Raw genomic sequence first — 18,928 nt, forward strand, 5'->3', positions numbered from 1 at the left:
TAGACGATGACAAAAAAAGCGAAATCCGACAAGCAACCTGCTGCTGTGAATCATGCAAAGTCACGCCGTACGGCGATGATCGTGGGGGCGATCGCGCTCTCACTGCTGCCGTTTGTCGTGATCGAATGGGCCGTACGAACTTTTGCGGATCCCCCCGCGGCCGTCGATGTTCACTCGGTCGTGGGCCTGGATCATTTGCAGCCACTGTTTGAACTGGACCCCGCGTCAGATCGATATCGCATTCCGGATTGGCGTTTACAATTCTTTTGTCGCGACTCGTTTCCACGCGTCAAATCCGCCGGCACGCGACGTGTGTTTGTGTTGGGAGGATCGACAGTTCAGGGGCGACCGTTTTCAACCGAGACTGCGTTTTCAACTTGGCTACGTTTGCAATTGCAGGCTGCTGACCCAAACACGAACTTCGAAGTCATCAATTGTGGCGGCGTTTCTTACGCCAGCTATCGCGTCGCAAAAATCCTTGACGAGGTGCTCGCCTATCAGCCTGACGCGATCGTGATCTACACCGGCCATAACGAATTCTTGGAAGACCGCAGCTACGAGCATATTCGCCAGCTCGGGCCGATTCGCCGCAGCATTACTCGGGCCACCTCGTCGTGGGCGACTGCTCGCTGGATCCAACGCAAACTGATGCCGCCTGAAATTCGCGCACCGATGATCTTGGCGACGGAAGTCGACACGCGGCTTGATCATATCGGTGGTCTGGATTCCTACCAGAACGATCCGACTTGGCGAAGCGAAGTGGAGAGTCAATTCAGTCAATCGTTCAGCGGAATGCTAAGTGCAGCGAAAGCTGCGAAGGTTCCCGTTATCGTTTGCTCGCCATCGAGCGATTTGGTCAACACACCACCCTTCAAATCAGATCCCACGGTGGCACGTTTCGACGCATCGCTGACTTACGCCGCGGGCCGGGCGAAATGGGAAGCAGGAGAAGTCGCCGAGGCAAAACGATTGCTCGTGCTGGCTAAAAACCAAGACATTTGCCCTTTGCGCGCAACCGATGCGATCGTCCAATCCGTACATGACGCCTGTCGTGATTTCGAGACACCGATGATCGATACCGACGAATTGTTTGACATGCGAAATCACCTAGGCGCGAAAGTGTCCGACGGAATTGCAGATCCCGAATTTTTTGCGGACCACGTTCACCCAACCATTGCCGGGCACCAACGAATCGCGGCTGCACTTTTGGAAAAGTTCACCAACAAAGGGTGGGTCACAATCAGCTCATCATCCCAAGCGAGGTTCGAAGCCGCGGCGGCTTCGCATCTGTCATCGCTCGACGAGACGTATTATGCACGCGGTCGTCAACGGTTGAGGGGACTTCGCCGCTGGGCGTCCGGGCGGGCGGCACTGCCGATTGCAGAAGACCAAAAGTCGCTAGAATAACGTTTGTTCATCCAAATCGCTTTTCACTCGCCAGCACTGCTGATGTGACGATTCGCTGGCAATACGTCCGCCCGGAAAAACTGATGCGTCAACTAATCGCCCTGGTCCTGTTCATCGGATTCGTTTCGCCTCCGGTGTTTCGACTTGCATCGGCCCAGAATTCCGAAAGCCAAAGTTTCGAAGTCCAGGATATTGCGAACCAAGGTTCCGCAAGTCAAGAGTCGTCCGCGCCGCTGAGTGCCGACAACATCCAACGCAGCCTGACGCGTGACAGCCCGATCGATGCCGACGATATTGCGGCGGCAAGCGGGTGGGCGTCCGGCAGTGGCATCGTGGATTGGCTGGGCCCGCTAGCGCCAGTTGCCTTATCGCCATTTTTCGGTGTCACCTGTTTGTCGGGCCTTGCGCTGTGGGGGCCGGACTGGGCAACCAACAATGCGGTACTAGGTGTGGCTGGACCACTTCGTAATGAGACGTTGTTCTTTATCTTTTTAGGGCTGACGTTGCTGACCAGTCTGCCGCGTCTGACCAAGGTCAGCAAACCGTTCGCACAGGCACTTGATCGTCTTGAAACTTACGCCGTCATCGTAATCTTGTTATCGATCAAGTTTGTGATGTCGATGGAAATGTCGGGCGACGAAGTCAGTGGCGAACCGCAAATCGCGATGGTCCAATTTGGCGTCGTCAGCATGTCGATCGACACGTTGCTGGCGATCGCAATGGTGATCAACGTGTTGGTCATCAACAGTGTTAAGTTCTTTTTCGAGTTCCTGGTTTGGTTGACGCCGGTTCCGTTTTTGGATGCTATTTTCGAAGTCTGCAACAAATCGTTGTGCGCCGTCTTGATGGGCATTTACGCCTATAGCCCGACGATTGCGACGGGCATCAACTTGGCGGTGTTGATCGTCGCGGCACTAATGTTGCGATGGATCAGCCGCCGTGTGCGTTTCTATCGAACAATGACGCTGGACCCGATCCTGGCAAAACTATGGACCAGTTTCGGAACTCCACGCAAACCGGAATTGATCGTTTTTCCAACGGATACGTTTGGACCGTTCAAGGCCAAGAGTCGGCTGCGAATGGCGGTTCATCCCGATGGCGGATGGAAGCTCTGCGAAGCGAATTGGTGGATGCCAGGGAACGAGCACTTGGTCGGCCCGGAAGCCAAACCGGCGGTTCGCGCAGGCTGGGTAATGAACACTCTGATCATCAAAGATGTCGATGGCCGTGAAGCAAAGTTGACGTTCAGTCGTCGTTACAACGAAGCCAAACTATCGGCATTGCTTCGAGACATGGGAATGGACGAAGCCGAAATCGATGAGGTGGTCGACCAGACGCTGGCAACTCAGTTCGCATAGAGGCGACAACAGGCTAAACGTCGGTGATCCGGCGTTTCGGTGCCTTTTGCGAACTTGGCGCGGCGCCGAAGTGAGGCTTCGGAACGGTGGCATGCGGCGGTTGGTTTCGTTCAACGCCATCCAAGTCACCAAGGTATTCTTCGCGAACCTTGGGGTGCCGTTTGACTTCTTCGGGTGTGCCGTCGATTAAGACCTGGCCTTGATAGATTACGTAGCAGCGATCCACCGTTCCTAAGATTTCTCGGGCTGCGTGGTCCGTGATCAGCACGCTGATTCCACTTTCACGCAGCTGCAGAATCACTTCTTGAATCGACTGGACCGTGACCGGGTCAATCCCGGCAAACGGTTCGTCAAGCATCACAATTTTTGGATTGGAAACCAAACAGCGAGCGATCTCCAACCGACGTCGCTCGCCACCGGAGAGGCCGCCCGCTTTGCTTTTACGAATGTGGGTGATGTTAAACTCTTCGAGCAACTCGTCCGTGCGAGCTTTGCGTGCCTTGCGGTCGATGCCAAGTAGTTCCAACAATGCCGAGATATTTTGCTCAACCGTCAAACTCTTGAACACGCTCGGTTCCTGTGGCAGGTAACCCATGTGCCCATCTCGAGCGCGGCGATACATCGGCCACGTGGTCACGTCGGCACCGTCCAGATAGACGCGGCCTCGATCCGGTTCGACCAGTCCACAGATCATGCGAAAACTGGTCGATTTGCCCGCACCGTTGGGACCTAGCAAGCCCACAATTTCGCCGCGGCCGACGTGCAAATTCACACCGTCAACAACCCGTCGACGGCCATACGTCTTTTGAAGCTCGAAGGCCTCTAAGATCCACGGGTTTTCGCTAGTCATGCTTGCAGTCCATTGCAGAGGTTCAATTTCGCTCTGAGATCACAATGAGAGGTCGATCGCGTCTCATTTACTTTACCGAATCAATTTCATTCGCTTGAAGTTCGGCGTAAACGGAACCGGCGAACTCCACGAGTGCGGCCAGAAAACCACCAGCGCCTTGCCGACCAACAAGTCACGCGGCACATAGGAATCATCGGCCCATCGCCAAGCCGGTTCATTGACACCGCGAGGCAGTTTGTACTGGCTTTTCGTGCCGGCCCAGCATCTCGCGTCGAGGCTCTCGGGGCTGTTGTCGCCCATTGGGAAAAACTGGTCTTCGTGCAAGGTGAACGAAACGGTACGCCGAGCTTGCCAGCCGATAAATTCGTCCCAGCGTTGGGGCATCGCAAAAACACTTTGAATGTCTCCCATCGAAACGCCGCTGCCGGCCAACCGGAACAGCGTGCTGTTGTCGTAATCGTTGATGCCGCCGAAGTTAGCATTGTTGGTGGCAATGTAATACTTGTCACGGCGAATCTGCAGATGTCGAACCGTTGCCTCACCACCCTTCACCGCCAACCCAACCGGTGCAGCGTCGAGCGGATCGTTTTTCGACCAACGTGGATAATCTTCGTCGCGACTCCGATAATCGCGGGCATCGAAAGTAGTCAACGAATCAAACTCGATCACGTCGCCATCGACCCAGAGGACCAATTGGTCATCGCAGTTGCTCAGTCGAACCGTATGGCGCGAACCGGCCTTGAATCCAGTTTCGGCTGTTGGCGAAGAGTTTGCTCCGGTGAAGTTCCTGGTTTCACCTTTCCCTGAGCCGGCGTCGATGATCGTGAGCTTTGCCCTGCCGTCGGCAAGATTGATTCGGCACTGATACTTGACGCCGGCTTCGACGATTTCGAGCGTGACTTCTTTTGCATCACTACTGGTCTCGATATCAGCTTCGGCGATCAGGTCGCCAACCCAGTGCATGCCGTCACGACCAATTTGCTGGTTTCCGCTGTCTTGACCGCCCCAAATGGCGACACCCCGAAATTGTTCGGGCCCAGCGCCACTGTCGTAGTTTTCGTTGAACTCGCCGTTGCTAAATCCGCCGTTGAGCGATCGTTCCAGACTGCCACCGCCTGATGTTGACGGCCGTTCCTTGTAAACGTATCCGGCCGGGACATGGATGTACGAATCGTAGGCGTAAAAATCGGTGATCGCTTGCGACTGATACGCGTCAACGTCCGAAAGTGATTGACCGGCATCCGCGGCCGACCATTGTTCGTCGGTGGGAAAGCGATGGAAGTAACGCAGCCATTGATCAGCGTCAGCCGGTGCCTTGACCGTTGCGACAAAGCCGTCCGTTTTACGGTCGGTGGTCCAAGAGTTTTCCGGCGGCGAATCGGCGCCTTCGGCCCATGCTTGCCAGCGACTTGGGTAGTCAGCATTGACGAGCGACTCGGATTGGAAGTCAGTGTCGTAGACCAACTGGCTCATCGCCATCAACGTGGTCGGCGGTTTGCGCAGGATCATCGACTTGTCGTTCGTACCGGTGCGACGCGCGTAAACATCGCCGTGGCTAAGCGTCAGCGTTTCGGTCGGCAATCCGACCAATCGCTTGATGTAGTTTTGCTTGGGATTTCCTGGATACTTGAAGACAATCACATCCCATCGATCGGGATCGTGGATCATGTATTTGAATTTGCTGACCAGGATTCGGTCGCCATTGAATGTGGTGTCTTCGCCGTTGTCCTTTAGGTCCAACGAATTGACGTGACGACAGTTCGGGCAGACACCGCCGACGACAACCAAGTTCGTGCTTGCACCGGATCGTTCGCGACTCGCACCAACTTGGAACTGTTGTCCACACTGGTCGCACGACAAGTCTTTGTGGGCTCCCATCAATGTCGGTGCCATCGAACCAGTGGGGATCACGAAGGCTTCGGCCAAGAAGGCGCGAAACAGCAGCGCCAGGATGAACGCGACCACGAAGGCTTCGACGGTTTCTCGCTGGGCGGCGACCCGAAACGACTCGGCGCGCTTCTCGGCAGGCGTGCGTTGATCTTGATTGGCGGCCGCCTCCGCTGCTTCTTGTTTGATTCGATCAGCGTTTTTGGCTCGGGCCATCAGTCGACTCAGGGCATCAATGGAGTGGGGACAAAGAGAAAACAGCTAACGTAGCGTGCCGCATCCTAGCCATTTCCCCTGATTTACGGAACTTCGATTCATTCGGCGAAAGCGTCTGAATCTTGGCAAATGGAAGCTGAGGGGCCTCAGGCAATCGTTTGAGGGTCGCTGGCAGGCGTCAAAGCCGGCATTTTGGCTCGGTTTCCCTATCGAAACCATCGGACTCGGCCGACCGCTGATCGGTATTACGTGGCGGCCTTACGGTGCGAAAGGTAGGTGTAGTTGCCAAGCGATTTCTCGTAGAACGCGACCGTCTCGCCCGCTTGTTCGTTATTCAGCACGCCTCGCTGAAGTGCGTCTTCGACTGCTTCTTGCAGCTTGTCGACCAATTCGCGAGTTTCATACTGGACGTAGCCCAGCACTTCTTGGACGGTATCGCCCTTGACGATCGACTGTACCTTGACGTTTCCGTCGGCGATATCGACATGGACTGCGTGCGTATCGCCAAACAGATTGTGCAGGTCACCCAAAATTTCTTGATAGGCACCGACCATCATCACAGCCAATTGATACGGCTGGCCTACCGTGTGTTCATGCAGCATCAGAGTGCGGCTGCGCTTACCGCCACAGATAAAACCGTCGACCTTGCCGTCGCTGTCGCAAGTGATGTCGCCCAGCACCGCGTGCCGAGTTGGTTTTTCGGCCAACCGATGGATCGGCATGATCGGGAACAATTGGTCGATCGCCCACGAGTCAGGCATCGACTGGAACAGCGAGAAGTTGGCGAAGTAAATGTCCGAGAGTGTGCGATCCAAGTGCCGAAGCTCGTCCGGCAGTTCGCCCATTTCAGCGCCGATTTTTTGAATGCCGTGGCAGATTGCAAAGTACAGGTCTTCGGCGATGACGCGTTGTTCAAGTGGCAGATATCCACCGCTGAACAGGTTCATGCAAAGTTCAAGCGAAACTTGAGCGTCGTGGAATACTTGCTGGATATTTCGCGACGTCAAACTGTCCAGCGAAAGCCAAAGATCATGAACCGGTTGCTCGTACTCCTCGGGTAATTCACCGAGGTCGGACTGGAACTTGCCTTGCGCGGTAACGCCAAGGATATCCATCACCAAAATGCTGTGCTGAGCCGCGATGGCTCGGCCACTTTCCGAGATCAGCGTAGGGTGTGGCACTTCCGCTTCGTCGCACACCGTTTGCACGTGATAGACCACGTCATTGGCGTACTCTTGCATGGTGTAATTCATGCTGGAATCGGTATCCGTTTGCGATCCGTCATAGTCGACACCCAAACCGCCGCCAACGTCCAAGTACTTCAGCCCCGCGCCGCGGCGAAACAGATCGACGTAGATCCGAGACGCTTCCAAGATCGCCGATTTCAGTTGGCGGATATTGCCGACCTGGCTGCCGACGTGAAAGTGCAACAGTTGGAAACAGTCGCCCATCCCCAGTTCGATCAGGCGGTCCAATTGCGCCAGCATTTCGGAAACCGTCAATCCAAACTTGCTGCGGTAACCGCCGCTGGCTTGCCAACGCCCGGTGCCGCGGGTGGCCAGTTTGACTCGCATTCCGATTGTCGGACGGATGCCCATTTCTTCGGCGTGCTTCAGGATCAAATCCAGCTCGCTAACCTTTTCAACGACCGGAATGACTGTCCGCCCCATTCGCTGGGCCAGCAGAGCCATGTGGATGAATTCGTCGTCTTTGAAACCGTTACAGATGACCGGCATGTCGGGGTCGGTCATCGCGACCACGGCCAACAATTCAGGCTTGCTGCCCGCTTCGACGCCGAAACCGTATTGGCGACCATGGGCGATTACTTGCTGGACGACATCGCGTTGCTGGTTGACCTTGATCGGAAAGACACAGCAGTATCGGTTTTGGAATCCGTGCTGGTTGATCGCTTCGGCAAAGCAATCGTTCATCCGCTTGAGTCGGTCAGCCAAGATTCCGTTGAAACGAATCAGAATCGGCAAATCGAGGCCGCGTTGATCAAGTCGGTCGACCAGTTCTTTGACATCGATCGCGTTGGCCCGGTTGCGATTGGGCGAGACCAACAAGGTGCCGTTGTCAGAGATATGAAAGTAATCGTCACTCCAGCGTTCGATGTCATACAACTCGGCAGAGTTTTCGACGGTCCAATTTGGCGTGGTGGTTGGTGTAGTGGTGGCACTCATCCAGCGATCTTTCCCGAAAGGTTAGGAAACGAAACCAACAAAATTCGACGCAGCAGGAAACCGAAGTCTTCGGGTCTGGCAGTAACGAAAGTTGTCAAGACTATCGGCGAGTCATTTCAGACCGGAACCGTTAATGAGCTCCGCTACCGAAACCTTGAGCCAGCGTGTGAATTCTAGGCGAGTAAGCTCGCCACTGTTTCGGCGACACCAAACTGGCACTAGCCTTTGCGAGCCAATTGTTCTTCGACCGCAGCGATCGGGATGGGGATTCCGCGAAGAGTGCCTTCCAGCACGATCGATCCGTTCACGACACCCTGGAAAGCTGCGATGATCATTCGATTACGGCGAGCCTTCACCAGCTCGACCATCAAGATCAAATCGTCGCCGGGCGTGACGATACCTCGAAAACGCACGTCATCAACGCCGCCGAAACCGACAATGTCGGCACCTAGCAAGTCGTTCTTTTGAGTGAAATAACTGGAAAGCTGAGCCACCGATTCCAGCATGACAACACCGGGCATCAAAGGCATGCCGGGCATATGGCCGCGGCACCAAAATTCATCCTCCGTGACCGATTTTACGGCCGCGCATACATTCCGGTCTAAATCCTCGTAGAGGATCGCCGTCAATTGCTCCATCTCGTGGCGCTGCGGATTCAACTCGCGGATCGCTTCAATACCGGCGATTGGCTTGTTGACGTCCAACAGATCGAGATCGATGATGAATTTGCTTTTCAACTTGCTTTTCACCAAGCGAGGAAGAGAAATCTCGATCTTTTGATTAGGTTTTCAGCTTGCGGCGTTTCGCTTTACGTGCCTTAGCGTTAGCCGGGCGGCGGCCGTGATTAGCTTTCTTTAACTTGCGATGCGGTTTGGCCATCGAAAAATCTGGTCGTCAGAGGTACAGGAAAATGGGAGCTTTGCTTCCCAAGAATCGAGAAAATAGCAGGTTTCGTGCCGCAGGGGTAGCCTCGGTCACGGTCAACTTTTCGCCGGTAATGGCAGACCATCCAGTGATCCATCCCAAACCCCGCTAGTAGCAGACCCAAGCATGGCTTATCGGACGCCCGCCGAAGAGCCGTCGGGGAAGTCCGAACTGTGGCCGCTAATATCGTGTTGATGGACCGCGGTACCCGCCTTGGCGAGCATTATCAGAATACGGCAGGTGGGCTTGCGGCTGATAAGACTGTGGCTGGTAAGACTGTGGCTGGTAAGACTGTGGCTGACCGCCGCCACCAAGTGTGACCTCAGGCTGGGGCTGAGCCGACTTGTAGCGTCCCGGATTTCGCACCGACGGGGGAACCATCGGGTCGGCGATCGTGGGAGCCTCGGCCAAGGCCGGGTTCTCGGAAACAGCCTCGAGTCGTTTTCGCTGATACCAGCCGCCCGATTCGGTGCTGGCCAGTGTGGTCAAGACGGCCGAGTTTTGCGGGGCGATCAAGTTCGTCGCCGGACCGGTTGCGGATGCAGGCCGAACGCCGGACGAGGGAACCGACAAGTCACCGCGGACCGATGCGATCGCGTTCGGTGATGGGATTGATGGCGATGCGGAAGCTGGAGGAGCATTTTTCGCGAAACGGGCGACCGGTCCGCTGCCTTCGGCAACCCAAGCGAGCCAATACTGTTGCAGTTCGGCCAGCGAATCGTAGCCGTAGTGTTTTTTGATGTTCACAGTCCAAGATGGCGACTGCATGTAATCGCTCAGGAACGCGATGAACGTCGGAGCGTCCTGTTGTTCGATCAAGAACCGGCACACTGAATATCCCTGGGCATACATCGGCAGCACGTCGTTGGGGTACTCAGTCAACAAGAACAGCTTGTTCATTGCGATGCCACGATGGGTGCTCAAGAATTCCCGCAGCTTGGCTTCGTGCTTGCTCTTTTCCGAATCGTGTTCGACTGTCGTACAAATTCCCTCGTCGGCCCATCGCGGCAACGGACGTCCGAAGTGAGTCGCCAAGACAGTGTGCGTGACTTCGTGAGGCAGAACGCTGTCGAGGATTCGCTCGGGCGTACCGACGACTTTCATTTGGAAGTCGCGAACCGGAGCGGTGTGGTAGTTGGTTTCGCCCTGGGCGGCCAGATTAGCACCCGCGATGACAACGACAGGGCATGGTGTCGGCCAAGGCGGCAACGGCTGGCCTAGCCAATACGATGCCAGGTCATGACGGTATTTTTCCGCCGTATCGCCAACTTGTTTGGCAAGCTGAGCGTCAGGCGCTTGGATCAAGAAGTTACGTGTCCGATAGTTGGCTGCGTCAGCCTTAGTTGCGGCCAAGCCCACGGCCAAGCAGACAATTCCAGCGGCAAACGCGACAATCGTGCCGCGCAATTTCGAGTCGGCTTCCATGCCGGGGGCTCCTAAAATGCGTTTCGTTTTCGGACGTCGGGCAGTCTAGGAGAATCCGGGCGGTCACCGATAGCCGAATGTTGCCCCGATTTCTGCGGGAATTGCGGCTTCGGCGGCAAGTTTTCGGACCATAAAACTTGCCAAAAATCTTCTCGCCCAATTCGTCCGCTGTGCCAAGCGTCCTAGGCAGGAAACAATTCGCGAATCCGCTTCGCCACGGTTTCGATGTCCTGGTTGGCGTCGACGACTGCGGTCGTTTCGCTGGCTTCGGGCAACTGCTTCAAGAACGCTTTGCGAACCGACTCCATGTATTCAGGGCCGCGAGCTTCCATGCGATCAGCTGGTCGGTCGATCCGCGCCATCGAATCAAGTGCCGGCATGTCCAACAGAACGGTCACGTCGGGCGACAGATTGCCGGACGCCATTCGGCCAAGTTGCCACAGCAAATCCGGCGAAACGTCACCACCGATACTTTGGTAAACGACTGTCGACAGTAAGAATCGATCCGAGATCACGACTTTGCCTTCAGCGAGTGCCGGTCGAATCAGCGTCTCAACCAATTCGCTTCGGCTGGCCATAAAGATGATCGCTTCGGTTCGACGATGCATCGTCAGATCACTGCTCAATAGAATTTCACGCAACCGTGCTCCCACCGCCGTTGTACCCGGATCGCGAACGCAAAGAACTTCGCGACCTTGGTTTCGAAAGTGCTCGGCCAAACGGTTGATCTGAGTCGATTTGCCAACACCGTCGATGCCATCAAGCGAAACAAACATCCCGGTCGTCATGAATCAGTCTCGTTAAGGAATTGTTGTTGAATCGGTTACGAAATAATGATCGATGGTTGCCGACACGGCGTTAAACGTACAAACTTGGAAGATAGCGGGTTACCCTCAGCCTCGCTATTCTTCCCAATTCGTCGCCTTTGCGAGTGAACAACATGGACGTAAACAAACTGAAGCCAGGCGATTGGGTGATTTATCGAAAGCAAAAATCCAGTAAATCGCCTGGCGAACGAGCGATCGAAGTTCGGCCTGCATCCAGCGGTGAAACGTACCAATACATGGTCGACAAGTTTTGGATCGTCGAGGAAGTCCTAGGCGACGGCCAGATTCGTTTGCGAACGCGTCGCGGCAAACAGCACACCGTGCCGGCGGACGATCTGCGATTGCGCACGCCGCGATGGTGGGAACGGATCTTGTACCGAAATCGTTTCGAGCCAGCCGAGCTGACACCTAAAACGTCCGTGGGAGCAACGAACGAGCCTGCCAGCAATGGCTGAATCGATTTTGTCGCCGAAATTATTTCGGTTCCTTCGTGAACTAAAAAAGAACAACAATCGCGACTGGTTTGCCGACAACAAATCTCGTTTCGAAGAGGACGTGCGAGGGCCTGCGGTCGAGCTGGTCAGCCAGTTGCAGAAGCCGCTCGCGAAAGCGGCGCCCATGTTGTGCGTCGTCCCCAAAGGTCATGGCGGCAGCGTGATGCGGATCTATCGCGACACGCGATTCGGCAAAGACAAAACGCCCTACAAAACCAACATTGGCATTTCGATCCGCCACCAAGCGGACAAGAACATTCACGCGCCCGGCGTCTACTTACACCTCGAGCCAAACGAGTGTTTCATCGGTGCCGGATCCTGGCGTCCGGCGTCGGCACAGTTGGCGGCTTTTCGAGCCGCGATCGCGAACGATCCCAAGGGCTGGATCAAGGCACGCGACCAGCGAGGGTTTCGCGAAAACTACTCACTTGCGGGCGAGAGTCTGAAAACTTCACCGCGAGACTATGACAAAGATCACCCCATGATCGAAGACCTGCGGCGGATCGATTTCATTGGGACCTCGCCATTTGCTGAAACTGACATGACAGGCCCCGATGTCGTCGCCACCGTGATCGACCGAATCAAGAAAGCTAAGCCGATAATGAGTTTTCTGTGTGATGCGATCGGCGTTCCGTACTAGCGGGACTCCACGCGTTATTCTAGTCGCATGACGATTTTGATTCGATGCTTCGTCGCCGCGATCACCATCGCGGCGGTTTCTGAAAACTCATGGCTGGCTGGCACCGATGCATTGGCGGGACTGTTGCCGCTGGCGTTAGTAGCTTCTTCGGACCGGCAATGGACCAAGCGATTCGGCGCACGGTTGGCGAACTTCGCATGTTTCGTGCTGCCATGCTTAACCTTGGTCGACACAACGGTGTTCCAGTGGACCGGCAGCCATCTGTGGTCGCCGCTGGTGGGACGAGCGGTCACGGATTTGCGTGCTGGCTTGTTTTCTTACGCCTCGGCAAACGTGATGCGAGGCATCGGCGTCCTGGTTGCAAAAATCGCACTTTACGTCTCCGTCGCGTGGGCGCTGGGCCGAATCGGCTCGCGCTGGCAGATCTCGGTAACGCCAATCGCAACTTGCACGGCAATCGCATGGATCGCGGTTTTGGGGCATCACGGGAATATACCCAAGCCAGAATGGGCTGCAACAACGACGAAACAAGTCACAAACGACACCGCCCAAAGCTTTCAGTCGATGGTTCTGCGCCGCGACGCGGACCAGCGAATGATGTCAGTCAGCTCGCTCGATGAATCCGGATCTGATCACGAGAATCGGCCCGACATTTTAATCGTCATTGCCGAATCATTTCGTCACGAACTGATCACGCCCGAAGGGACACCCAATCTTTGGAAACTGGCAAACGAAGGAATCTGGTGTCGCAATCATTTTTCGGGCGGCAACGCCACCAACCACGGCATCTTCAGCATCGTCAGCGGCTTGGAAGCGATTTGGTATTCGCGTCCGGTACGATACTCGCCGCCGTTAAATCGCCTATTCCACCGGAGCGGATACGAAATCGGTTTCTTTGCGGGACACGACGATTGGCGAGTCTTTCGAATGGACGGCTTCATCAGTGATGAACACTACGATGAGTTTTCCGCCGAACCGCCCGATGGCTTGTCATCGGATCGTCAGGCCACGATGCGGGCAATCGAGTACTTGCGACCGAGCGACGAACCAACTCGCAAACCGCGACTGGCGATCTTGTATCTGTATGCAACTCACGCCACGTTCAACAGTTACCCCGACGACCAAAAGTTCCAGCCCGCGGCGGACGACCGGTTCACGATTCCGTATCCACCGTCGGCCGCCGATGAAGTTTGGAACCGTTATCGAAACGCGGCGGTCACGGCGGACCGTTTCATCGGCGCGGCGTTGGGCGACGACGATACCGCCCGAAATCGCATCTTTGTATTCACAGGCGACCATGGCGAATCATTTTTAGAAGACGGCACCATTGGGCACGGCACCAAGCTGTCGCCCCAGCAAAACATGACGCCCGCAATCATACGGATTCCCGGCGGAAGCCACCGCGTCATCGACTCGCCGACCATGCACGCAGACATTTTGCCAACATTGCTTGCTGCCGCCGGCATTGAACTGACAGTACAAAACCGACCAGTGCTCGACGGTATCGACTTGGCGAGCGCGAGCGAAGACACACTGGCCCAGCGGTTCTTCGTCACGCGAAACTACTTCGACGACCAAGTTGCCATCATTCACGACCGCGATCCCATGCAAAATGAAATCGAAGTCTCGCTCGACGAGTTCACGATCAAAGGCAACACCGATCACTTGCAATCCTGGATCGACGCGCGTTTCAAGCCGTCGCAATCACGGCAACCAAAGTAACGACGTTGCGGTGCGACTTTCTAAAGGACTTGCGATTTACTAAAGGACTTGCGCTGGCGCCGCGCGTTGCTCTTTGATCAACCGAGTGATCAAGTCATCGACCGTGACTCCGTCGGCGTCCGCGGCAAAGGTCGGCACGATACGATGACGCAGCACCGGGTGCGCCAGGGTTTCGACATCGTCGATCGTGACGTGCGTTCGCCCCTGCAGAAGCGCGCGAGCTTTGGCGGCTAGCACCAATTGCTGGCTGGCACGCGGCCCCGGCCCCCATTCGATCATCTCTTTGACCCACGGCTTTGCATTCTCGTCGCGCGGTCGTACGGCGCGGATCGTATCGAGCACCCAGTCTTTGACATGAGGCGGCAAGGGGACGCGGCGGACGGTTCGTTGGAACTGCATGATTTCTTCGCCCGACACCACGGCTTCCACCGCACTGGTGAACGACGACGTAGTACGGTCAACGATCTCGGCTTCTTCATCACGTGTCGGATAATCGACGACAACCAAGAACAAGAACCGGTCACGTTGCGCTTCGGGTAGGGGGTAGGTGCCTTCTTGTTCGATTGGGTTCTGAGTCGCCAGCACAAAAAACGGCTCGTCCAGCCGGTACGTTTTTCCTGCTGCGGTGACTTCGTGTTCCTGCATCGCTTCCAACAACGCCGCTTGCGTCTTTGGCGGCGTCCGGTTGATTTCGTCTGCCAGCAACATTTGTGTGAACACCGGCCCGCGTTCAAACTTGAATTGTCGATGTCCGGTTTGCGGATCTTCTTGGATGATTTCCGTTCCGGTGATGTCGCCAGGCATCAAGTCGGGCGTGAACTGAATCCGCCGAAACTTCAAATTCATGCTCTCGGCCAACGTCTTCACCATCAACGTTTTCGCAAGACCCGGCACGCCCTCGAGCAGACAATGCCCGCGTGCCAGGATCGCGATCAGCAATTGCTCGATCACTTCGTCTTGCCCGACGACAACGCGGCCCACTTGTTCACGAATTTTCTGGCAGGCGGTGACCAACTGTTGCGCAGCGGCCATGTCGTCTTCGGATTCGATGGGAGGCGGATTCACCATAGTGTGGTTTCGATCAAGTCATTGGTAGGGGAATGCAAACGCGAGATGGAATGCAAACGGAAGTGCAGGCACGCTATATTAGCTAGTGCCAGCATCGGCTTCGCCCGCCAAATCACGTTTTGCAATCTCCATTTTGGATTTTTGCATCCTTTTGCCCACCCCTACGCTCTCTTTTCCCCGCCGATCCATGCCATCGTTGTTTGTTGTCCGAGGTCGTGATCAGGGAAAGCACTTCCAGCTTTCCAAGCCGATGTATCGAATCGGACGCGAAACGGGCAGCGACATTCAATTGCTCGACTCAGAATCGTCTCGCTCGCACGCCGAATTTCAAGCTGGTGATGACGGAAAGTACGAGATCGTGGATCTGGGCAGCAGCAACGGCACTCGGATCAATGGCAAAAGAGTCAGTCGACACCTGCTCAACAGCGGCGATCGAATCGAAATCGGTGGCACGCTAATGATCTACACTGGTACCGGCCAGCCTGGTGCCACGTCGGCCGGACGAGGATCTTCCAGTATCGGCCCAATCGGTGATCTCGAAGCCGCCCACGGCGTCGACATCGTTCTAAAAAGCCAAGATGACGTCAGCCGCATTGTTTCATCGCTGTCCCAATCGGTGTCCGACCCCGACCTGATCGTCAACTCTGGCGAAGGATCACTTCGCCGGCGATCCGAGTCGGACCGCTCGCTCGAAGTCATGTACTTGACCGCGATCGCAGTGGGACGAACCGACGATATCGAAGAAGTGCTGAATCGAATTTTGCGATTGGTGTTCGATTGGGTCGAAGCCGACCGTGGTTGCGTGATGTTGCGTGATGTTGCAACAGACAAATTTCGGCCTGCGGCAAGGTGTGACCGCGAAGACGAAGCGAATTCAGTGCGAGGCAAGCCGATCGCGATCAGCCAAACGATTTTGGATTACGTGATCAAACAAAAGGAAGGCGTACGAACCAGCGACGCGCGTGACGATGCTCGCTTTGATTCAGCGGCGTCGATCGTTCAAGGTGGCGTTCGCGAAGCGCTGTGCGTTCCCTTGCAAGGTCGGTACGCGATCGTCGGCGCACTCTATATCGACACCTACACATCGCCTGGTCAGTTTGTGGCCAGCGGAAACAAGACTCGTTTCAACGACGATCACCTTCGACTGATCACTGCGATCGGTCACCAAGCGGCGTTGGCGATCGAGGATACGTTCTACTATTCGGCGCTGGTGCAAAGCGAACGACTGGCCGCGATGGGACAAACGATCGCGACACTCTCGCACCACATTAAAAACATTCTTCAAGGGATCAGCGGCGGTAGTTACCTGATCGAAGCCGGACTCGACCGCGGCGATACCGACGCGGTACGGCGTGGCTGGTCGATCGTCGACCGAAACCAAGAACGGATCTCAAATCTGGTCATGGACATGTTAACGTTCAGCAAAGAACGCGAACCGGAAAAAGTTGATGCCGATCTAAATGAGACGGTCGCCGATGCGGTTGAATTGATGAAGGCACGTGCCGCCGAGGTGCAAGTCGAAATCGGTACCGATCTCACCTCGTCGATGCCGCTGGCTCTTTTTGATCCCGATGCGGTTCACCGAGCGGTGATGAACTTGGTCACCAATGCGATCGATGCCGCATCGGGCCGATTGGCGAGAGACGATGACTTTGACGTCAATGCCGAATTGGGTGACCCGGCCGAGTCCGAAGCTGAGACCGGGAAAGTTTTCGTGCGAACCTCGTACGAGTCGGGCCAGGGCTGGACTGTTGATGTGGTCGACAACGGACTAGGCGTCGCACCGGAAGACCGCGAAAAAATCTTTTCGCTATTCGAATCACGCAAAGGCATGCGAGGTACGGGATTGGGATTACCCGTCAGCGCAAAGATCATGCGAGAACACGGCGGCGACATCTCGATCGTCGATATCGGAATCAGCCAAGGGACCTGTTTTCGCCTACGTTTCCCGGATCGCGAAACCAACCTGTCAGATTTTGCAAAATTGGACACGTTAGGCTAATCGCCACTCACGGCAAACGCGACACGTTGTGCCCGATTGAAACGGCTTGTCTCAACGCCCGTAGTTCGACAAGTCGATCGGCGAGATATCTTGCAAGAATGCATCTGGGCTGAGCCAAAGCGTGAGCCAGAACAAGACGAGAGAGACAATCGGCAACAGCAACAGCAGGATCAAGACCTTAACAATGCTCCTTTCCTCGTCGTCACTGTTCGAGCACAAGTCGTGCTGCTTCGCGTCATCGATTTCGATATCGCTTTTCGAAAACGTAGAACTGGTTGAACGAGACTGATCCTGCGTGGTATTCAGGATGCTCGTTGGATCGATCGATTCGGAATCCAATTTCCCAGCCTGCGACTGGAAGATTAATAGCGGAATCATGGGCTGCTCCCTACAACAATCTGGATGGAGAACACAAACGACGCGTTAGACGCCCGGGACTTAAATACGCCGTCACGCTGCGCGAGAGCACTCCGATGCACACGGCAGGCCACAATGGCATGATTTGCCAAAAGTTCGAAAAAAACGCCATTTCCATACATGCACAGTCGACATCAAACCCGCGCACCGTCACCCCTGGTTTCCAGCATGGAAACTGGCGTTTCCACTTCGGTGTCGTTTTCAAGTGAAGCATGACTTGCCGAAAAGTCTTGTCGACATTGCCACCTGCCATCCCCGATGATTGGGCTATCTTCTTAGAATGGATTCATGAATTCTCCCAACCTAAGCAGTGCTTCAATTCCGAAACGAGGGCAACCGATCGCACCGGAGTTTTTCCCTACGATTGCGGAGTGCACTTACGACTGGGAAAGCTGGCACAATCGCGATGCTGAACTGTTGTGGGTAAATTCGGCGGTCGAGCGTTTCACCGGATACACGGCCAGTGATTGCTTGGAAATGGACGACTACCCGTATCGCCTGATTGATTCTTCGGACCATGGTCGCATGAAGCAACACATGGTCGAGATGGCCAGCGGAAGCTCAGGGAACAACATTGAATTCAAAGTGCGGCATCGCGATGGAACTCACCGCTGGGTCGCAGTATCTTGGCAACCGATGACAGACCGGCAAGGACGTTCGCTGGGTTACCGAACCAGCGTGCGGGACATCGCCGATAAACGCGAACTGCGTGAACAGTTGCGTTTGCACAACGAGCACCTCGAGCAACTGGTGCAAGAGCGAACCGCTCGCGTCGCTGAATTAGAAAAGCACCGTTCGAAAATGCAGCAACTCGCAGCCCTCGGGGAACTAGCCGCCGGCGTCGCTCACGAGATCAACAATCCGCTGGCCGGAATACGCAACGCCTTGCTGCTAATGAAACGGCATTTGCCCAGCGACACAAAACACTTTGACAAGTTCGAGCTGATTGACCGAGAAATCGACCGCATCAGTGGCATCACGCACCAGATGTATCAACTCTATCGGCCCAGCCAGCAGATGGCGACGCGGTTTTCAATCCAACAGTCGATCGAAGAGGTGATCTCGCTGTCACAACCGCTTGCACGAAAGACCAGAGTCAAGGTCGTGACGGTCTTCGTTGATTTGATCGCGATTGGCGAACTGGGCGCCGATGAAGTGGTGTCGCGAGAAGGTGAGCTGAAGCAGGTACTGCTGAATCTTATTCACAACGCGATTCAAGCTTCCAAACCAGGACAAACGGTGACCGTCACCACAAAAACGGAACATCGAACTTTGTCCGTCGAAGTTGCTGATGATGGATATGGCATCGCAGCCGAACATCTGGACCAGATTTTCAATCCTTTCTTTAGCACAAAGACGGAAACCGTCGGACAGGGCATGGGATTGGGGCTATCCGTAACGCGTAGTATCGTTGAAGCCATGGACGGCTCGGTCAAAGTCGCGAGCGAAGTGGGCAAGGGGACGCGGTTTACGGTCTCGATACCAAGACGACTGGAGTAGGCGGCACC

16 protein-coding genes are annotated in these 18,928 nt (G+C 55.4%); 7 read left to right on the forward strand and 9 right to left on the reverse strand.

The window, feature by feature from the left end; all coding sequences use genetic code 11:
* Positions 1 to 6: 6 nt before the first annotated feature.
* Positions 7 to 1,407 carry an SGNH/GDSL hydrolase family protein gene (locus Poly59_RS24000; protein ID WP_146536616.1) on the forward strand — a complete coding sequence of 467 codons (1,401 nt, stop codon included), beginning with the start codon at positions 7 to 9 and terminating at the stop codon, positions 1,405 to 1,407.
* A gap of 83 nt (positions 1,408 to 1,490) precedes the next feature.
* Positions 1,491 to 2,765: a hypothetical protein gene (locus Poly59_RS24005; protein WP_146536617.1), complete on the forward strand. Its 1,275-nt coding sequence runs from the start codon at positions 1,491 to 1,493 to the stop codon at positions 2,763 to 2,765.
* Between the two features lie 13 nt (positions 2,766 to 2,778).
* Here Poly59_RS24005 and lptB read toward each other — a convergent pair whose 3' ends face one another.
* The 7 genes from lptB to tmk form a co-directional block, all read right to left on the reverse strand.
* Positions 2,779 to 3,615 (reverse strand): LPS export ABC transporter ATP-binding protein, encoded by an 837-nt coding sequence (gene lptB, locus Poly59_RS24010; RefSeq protein WP_146536618.1) that lies wholly within the window; start codon positions 3,613 to 3,615, stop codon positions 2,779 to 2,781.
* Between the two features lie 72 nt (positions 3,616 to 3,687).
* Positions 3,688 to 5,718 carry a signal peptidase I gene (gene lepB, locus Poly59_RS24015; RefSeq protein WP_146536619.1) on the reverse strand — a complete coding sequence of 677 codons (2,031 nt, stop codon included), beginning with the start codon at positions 5,716 to 5,718 and terminating at the stop codon, positions 3,688 to 3,690.
* A gap of 245 nt (positions 5,719 to 5,963) precedes the next feature.
* Positions 5,964 to 7,901 carry a biosynthetic arginine decarboxylase gene (gene speA, locus Poly59_RS24020; protein WP_146536620.1) on the reverse strand — a complete coding sequence of 646 codons (1,938 nt, stop codon included), beginning with the start codon at positions 7,899 to 7,901 and terminating at the stop codon, positions 5,964 to 5,966.
* A gap of 218 nt (positions 7,902 to 8,119) precedes the next feature.
* Positions 8,120 to 8,638, reverse strand: a complete 519-nt coding sequence (locus tag Poly59_RS24025) for a 3-hydroxyacyl-ACP dehydratase FabZ family protein (protein WP_146536621.1) — start codon at positions 8,636 to 8,638, stop codon at positions 8,120 to 8,122.
* A gap of 43 nt (positions 8,639 to 8,681) precedes the next feature.
* A complete protein-coding gene (locus Poly59_RS30745; protein ID WP_390621519.1) occupies positions 8,682 to 8,780 on the reverse strand; it encodes a 50S ribosomal protein bL37 in 99 nt (32 codons plus the stop codon).
* A gap of 225 nt (positions 8,781 to 9,005) precedes the next feature.
* Positions 9,006 to 10,250 (reverse strand): hypothetical protein, encoded by a 1,245-nt coding sequence (locus tag Poly59_RS24030; RefSeq protein ID WP_146536622.1) that lies wholly within the window; start codon positions 10,248 to 10,250, stop codon positions 9,006 to 9,008.
* A gap of 182 nt (positions 10,251 to 10,432) precedes the next feature.
* Positions 10,433 to 11,038, reverse strand: coding sequence for a dTMP kinase (gene tmk, locus Poly59_RS24035; protein ID WP_146536623.1), 606 nt, complete (start codon positions 11,036 to 11,038; stop codon positions 10,433 to 10,435).
* A 152-nt stretch (positions 11,039 to 11,190) separates the two neighbouring features.
* On the opposite strand from tmk, the gene Poly59_RS24040 reads away from it, so the two are divergent.
* The 3 genes from Poly59_RS24040 to Poly59_RS24050 are packed head-to-tail and all read left to right on the forward strand — an operon-like array spanning position 11,191 to position 13,933.
* The gene (locus tag Poly59_RS24040; RefSeq protein ID WP_146536624.1) at positions 11,191 to 11,532 is read left to right on the forward strand and encodes a hypothetical protein; all 342 of its coding nucleotides are present in this window, start codon (positions 11,191 to 11,193) and stop codon (positions 11,530 to 11,532) included.
* On the forward strand, positions 11,525 to 12,211 hold the full coding sequence (locus Poly59_RS24045; protein WP_146536625.1) for a DUF2461 domain-containing protein: 687 nt from the start codon (positions 11,525 to 11,527) through the stop codon (positions 12,209 to 12,211). The genes Poly59_RS24040 and Poly59_RS24045 overlap by 8 nt, the downstream gene beginning before the upstream one ends.
* A gap of 27 nt (positions 12,212 to 12,238) precedes the next feature.
* Positions 12,239 to 13,933 carry a sulfatase-like hydrolase/transferase gene (locus Poly59_RS24050; protein WP_146536626.1) on the forward strand — a complete coding sequence of 565 codons (1,695 nt, stop codon included), beginning with the start codon at positions 12,239 to 12,241 and terminating at the stop codon, positions 13,931 to 13,933.
* Between the two features lie 39 nt (positions 13,934 to 13,972).
* Here Poly59_RS24050 and Poly59_RS24055 read toward each other — a convergent pair whose 3' ends face one another.
* Positions 13,973 to 15,001 (reverse strand): AAA family ATPase, encoded by a 1,029-nt coding sequence (locus tag Poly59_RS24055; RefSeq protein WP_146536627.1) that lies wholly within the window; start codon positions 14,999 to 15,001, stop codon positions 13,973 to 13,975.
* A gap of 187 nt (positions 15,002 to 15,188) precedes the next feature.
* Between Poly59_RS24055 and Poly59_RS24060 the strand changes: the two genes are divergently transcribed.
* The gene (locus tag Poly59_RS24060) at positions 15,189 to 17,003 is read left to right on the forward strand and encodes an ATP-binding protein (protein ID WP_146536628.1); all 1,815 of its coding nucleotides are present in this window, start codon (positions 15,189 to 15,191) and stop codon (positions 17,001 to 17,003) included.
* Between the two features lie 51 nt (positions 17,004 to 17,054).
* On the opposite strand, the gene Poly59_RS24065 is transcribed toward Poly59_RS24060, so the two are convergent.
* On the reverse strand, positions 17,055 to 17,381 hold the full coding sequence (locus Poly59_RS24065; protein WP_146536629.1) for a hypothetical protein: 327 nt from the start codon (positions 17,379 to 17,381) through the stop codon (positions 17,055 to 17,057).
* Positions 17,382 to 17,708: 327 nt separating this feature from the next.
* On the opposite strand from Poly59_RS24065, the gene Poly59_RS24070 reads away from it, so the two are divergent.
* Positions 17,709 to 18,920: a two-component system sensor histidine kinase NtrB gene (locus Poly59_RS24070; protein ID WP_146536630.1), complete on the forward strand. Its 1,212-nt coding sequence runs from the start codon at positions 17,709 to 17,711 to the stop codon at positions 18,918 to 18,920.
* The last annotated feature ends 8 nt before the right edge of the window (positions 18,921 to 18,928 follow it).

The sequence above is a fragment of the Rubripirellula reticaptiva genome (assembly GCF_007860175.1).
In the GTDB taxonomy this organism is placed as follows: Bacteria; Planctomycetota; Planctomycetia; order Pirellulales; family Pirellulaceae; genus Rubripirellula; species Rubripirellula reticaptiva.

Coding starts and splice junctions, on each gene's coding strand:
- Poly59_RS24000 (WP_146536616.1), top strand. CDS start 7: ATGACAAAAAAAGCGAAATCCGACAAGCAACCTGCTGCTGTGAATCAT.
- Poly59_RS24005 (WP_146536617.1), top strand. CDS start 1,491: ATGCGTCAACTAATCGCCCTGGTCCTGTTCATCGGATTCGTTTCGCCT.
- lptB (WP_146536618.1), bottom strand. CDS start 3,615: ATGACTAGCGAAAACCCGTGGATCTTAGAGGCCTTCGAGCTTCAAAAG.
- lepB (WP_146536619.1), bottom strand. CDS start 5,718: ATGGCCCGAGCCAAAAACGCTGATCGAATCAAACAAGAAGCAGCGGAG.
- speA (WP_146536620.1), bottom strand. CDS start 7,901: ATGAGTGCCACCACTACACCAACCACCACGCCAAATTGGACCGTCGAA.
- Poly59_RS30745 (WP_390621519.1), bottom strand. CDS start 8,780: ATGGCCAAACCGCATCGCAAGTTAAAGAAAGCTAATCACGGCCGCCGC.
- Poly59_RS24030 (WP_146536622.1), bottom strand. CDS start 10,250: ATGGAAGCCGACTCGAAATTGCGCGGCACGATTGTCGCGTTTGCCGCT.
- tmk (WP_146536623.1), bottom strand. CDS start 11,038: ATGACGACCGGGATGTTTGTTTCGCTTGATGGCATCGACGGTGTTGGC.
- Poly59_RS24040 (WP_146536624.1), top strand. CDS start 11,191: ATGGACGTAAACAAACTGAAGCCAGGCGATTGGGTGATTTATCGAAAG.
- Poly59_RS24045 (WP_146536625.1), top strand. CDS start 11,525: ATGGCTGAATCGATTTTGTCGCCGAAATTATTTCGGTTCCTTCGTGAA.
- Poly59_RS24050 (WP_146536626.1), top strand. CDS start 12,239: ATGACGATTTTGATTCGATGCTTCGTCGCCGCGATCACCATCGCGGCG.
- Poly59_RS24055 (WP_146536627.1), bottom strand. CDS start 15,001: ATGGTGAATCCGCCTCCCATCGAATCCGAAGACGACATGGCCGCTGCG.
- Poly59_RS24060 (WP_146536628.1), top strand. CDS start 15,189: ATGCCATCGTTGTTTGTTGTCCGAGGTCGTGATCAGGGAAAGCACTTC.
- Poly59_RS24065 (WP_146536629.1), bottom strand. CDS start 17,381: ATGATTCCGCTATTAATCTTCCAGTCGCAGGCTGGGAAATTGGATTCC.
- Poly59_RS24070 (WP_146536630.1), top strand. CDS start 17,709: ATGAATTCTCCCAACCTAAGCAGTGCTTCAATTCCGAAACGAGGGCAA.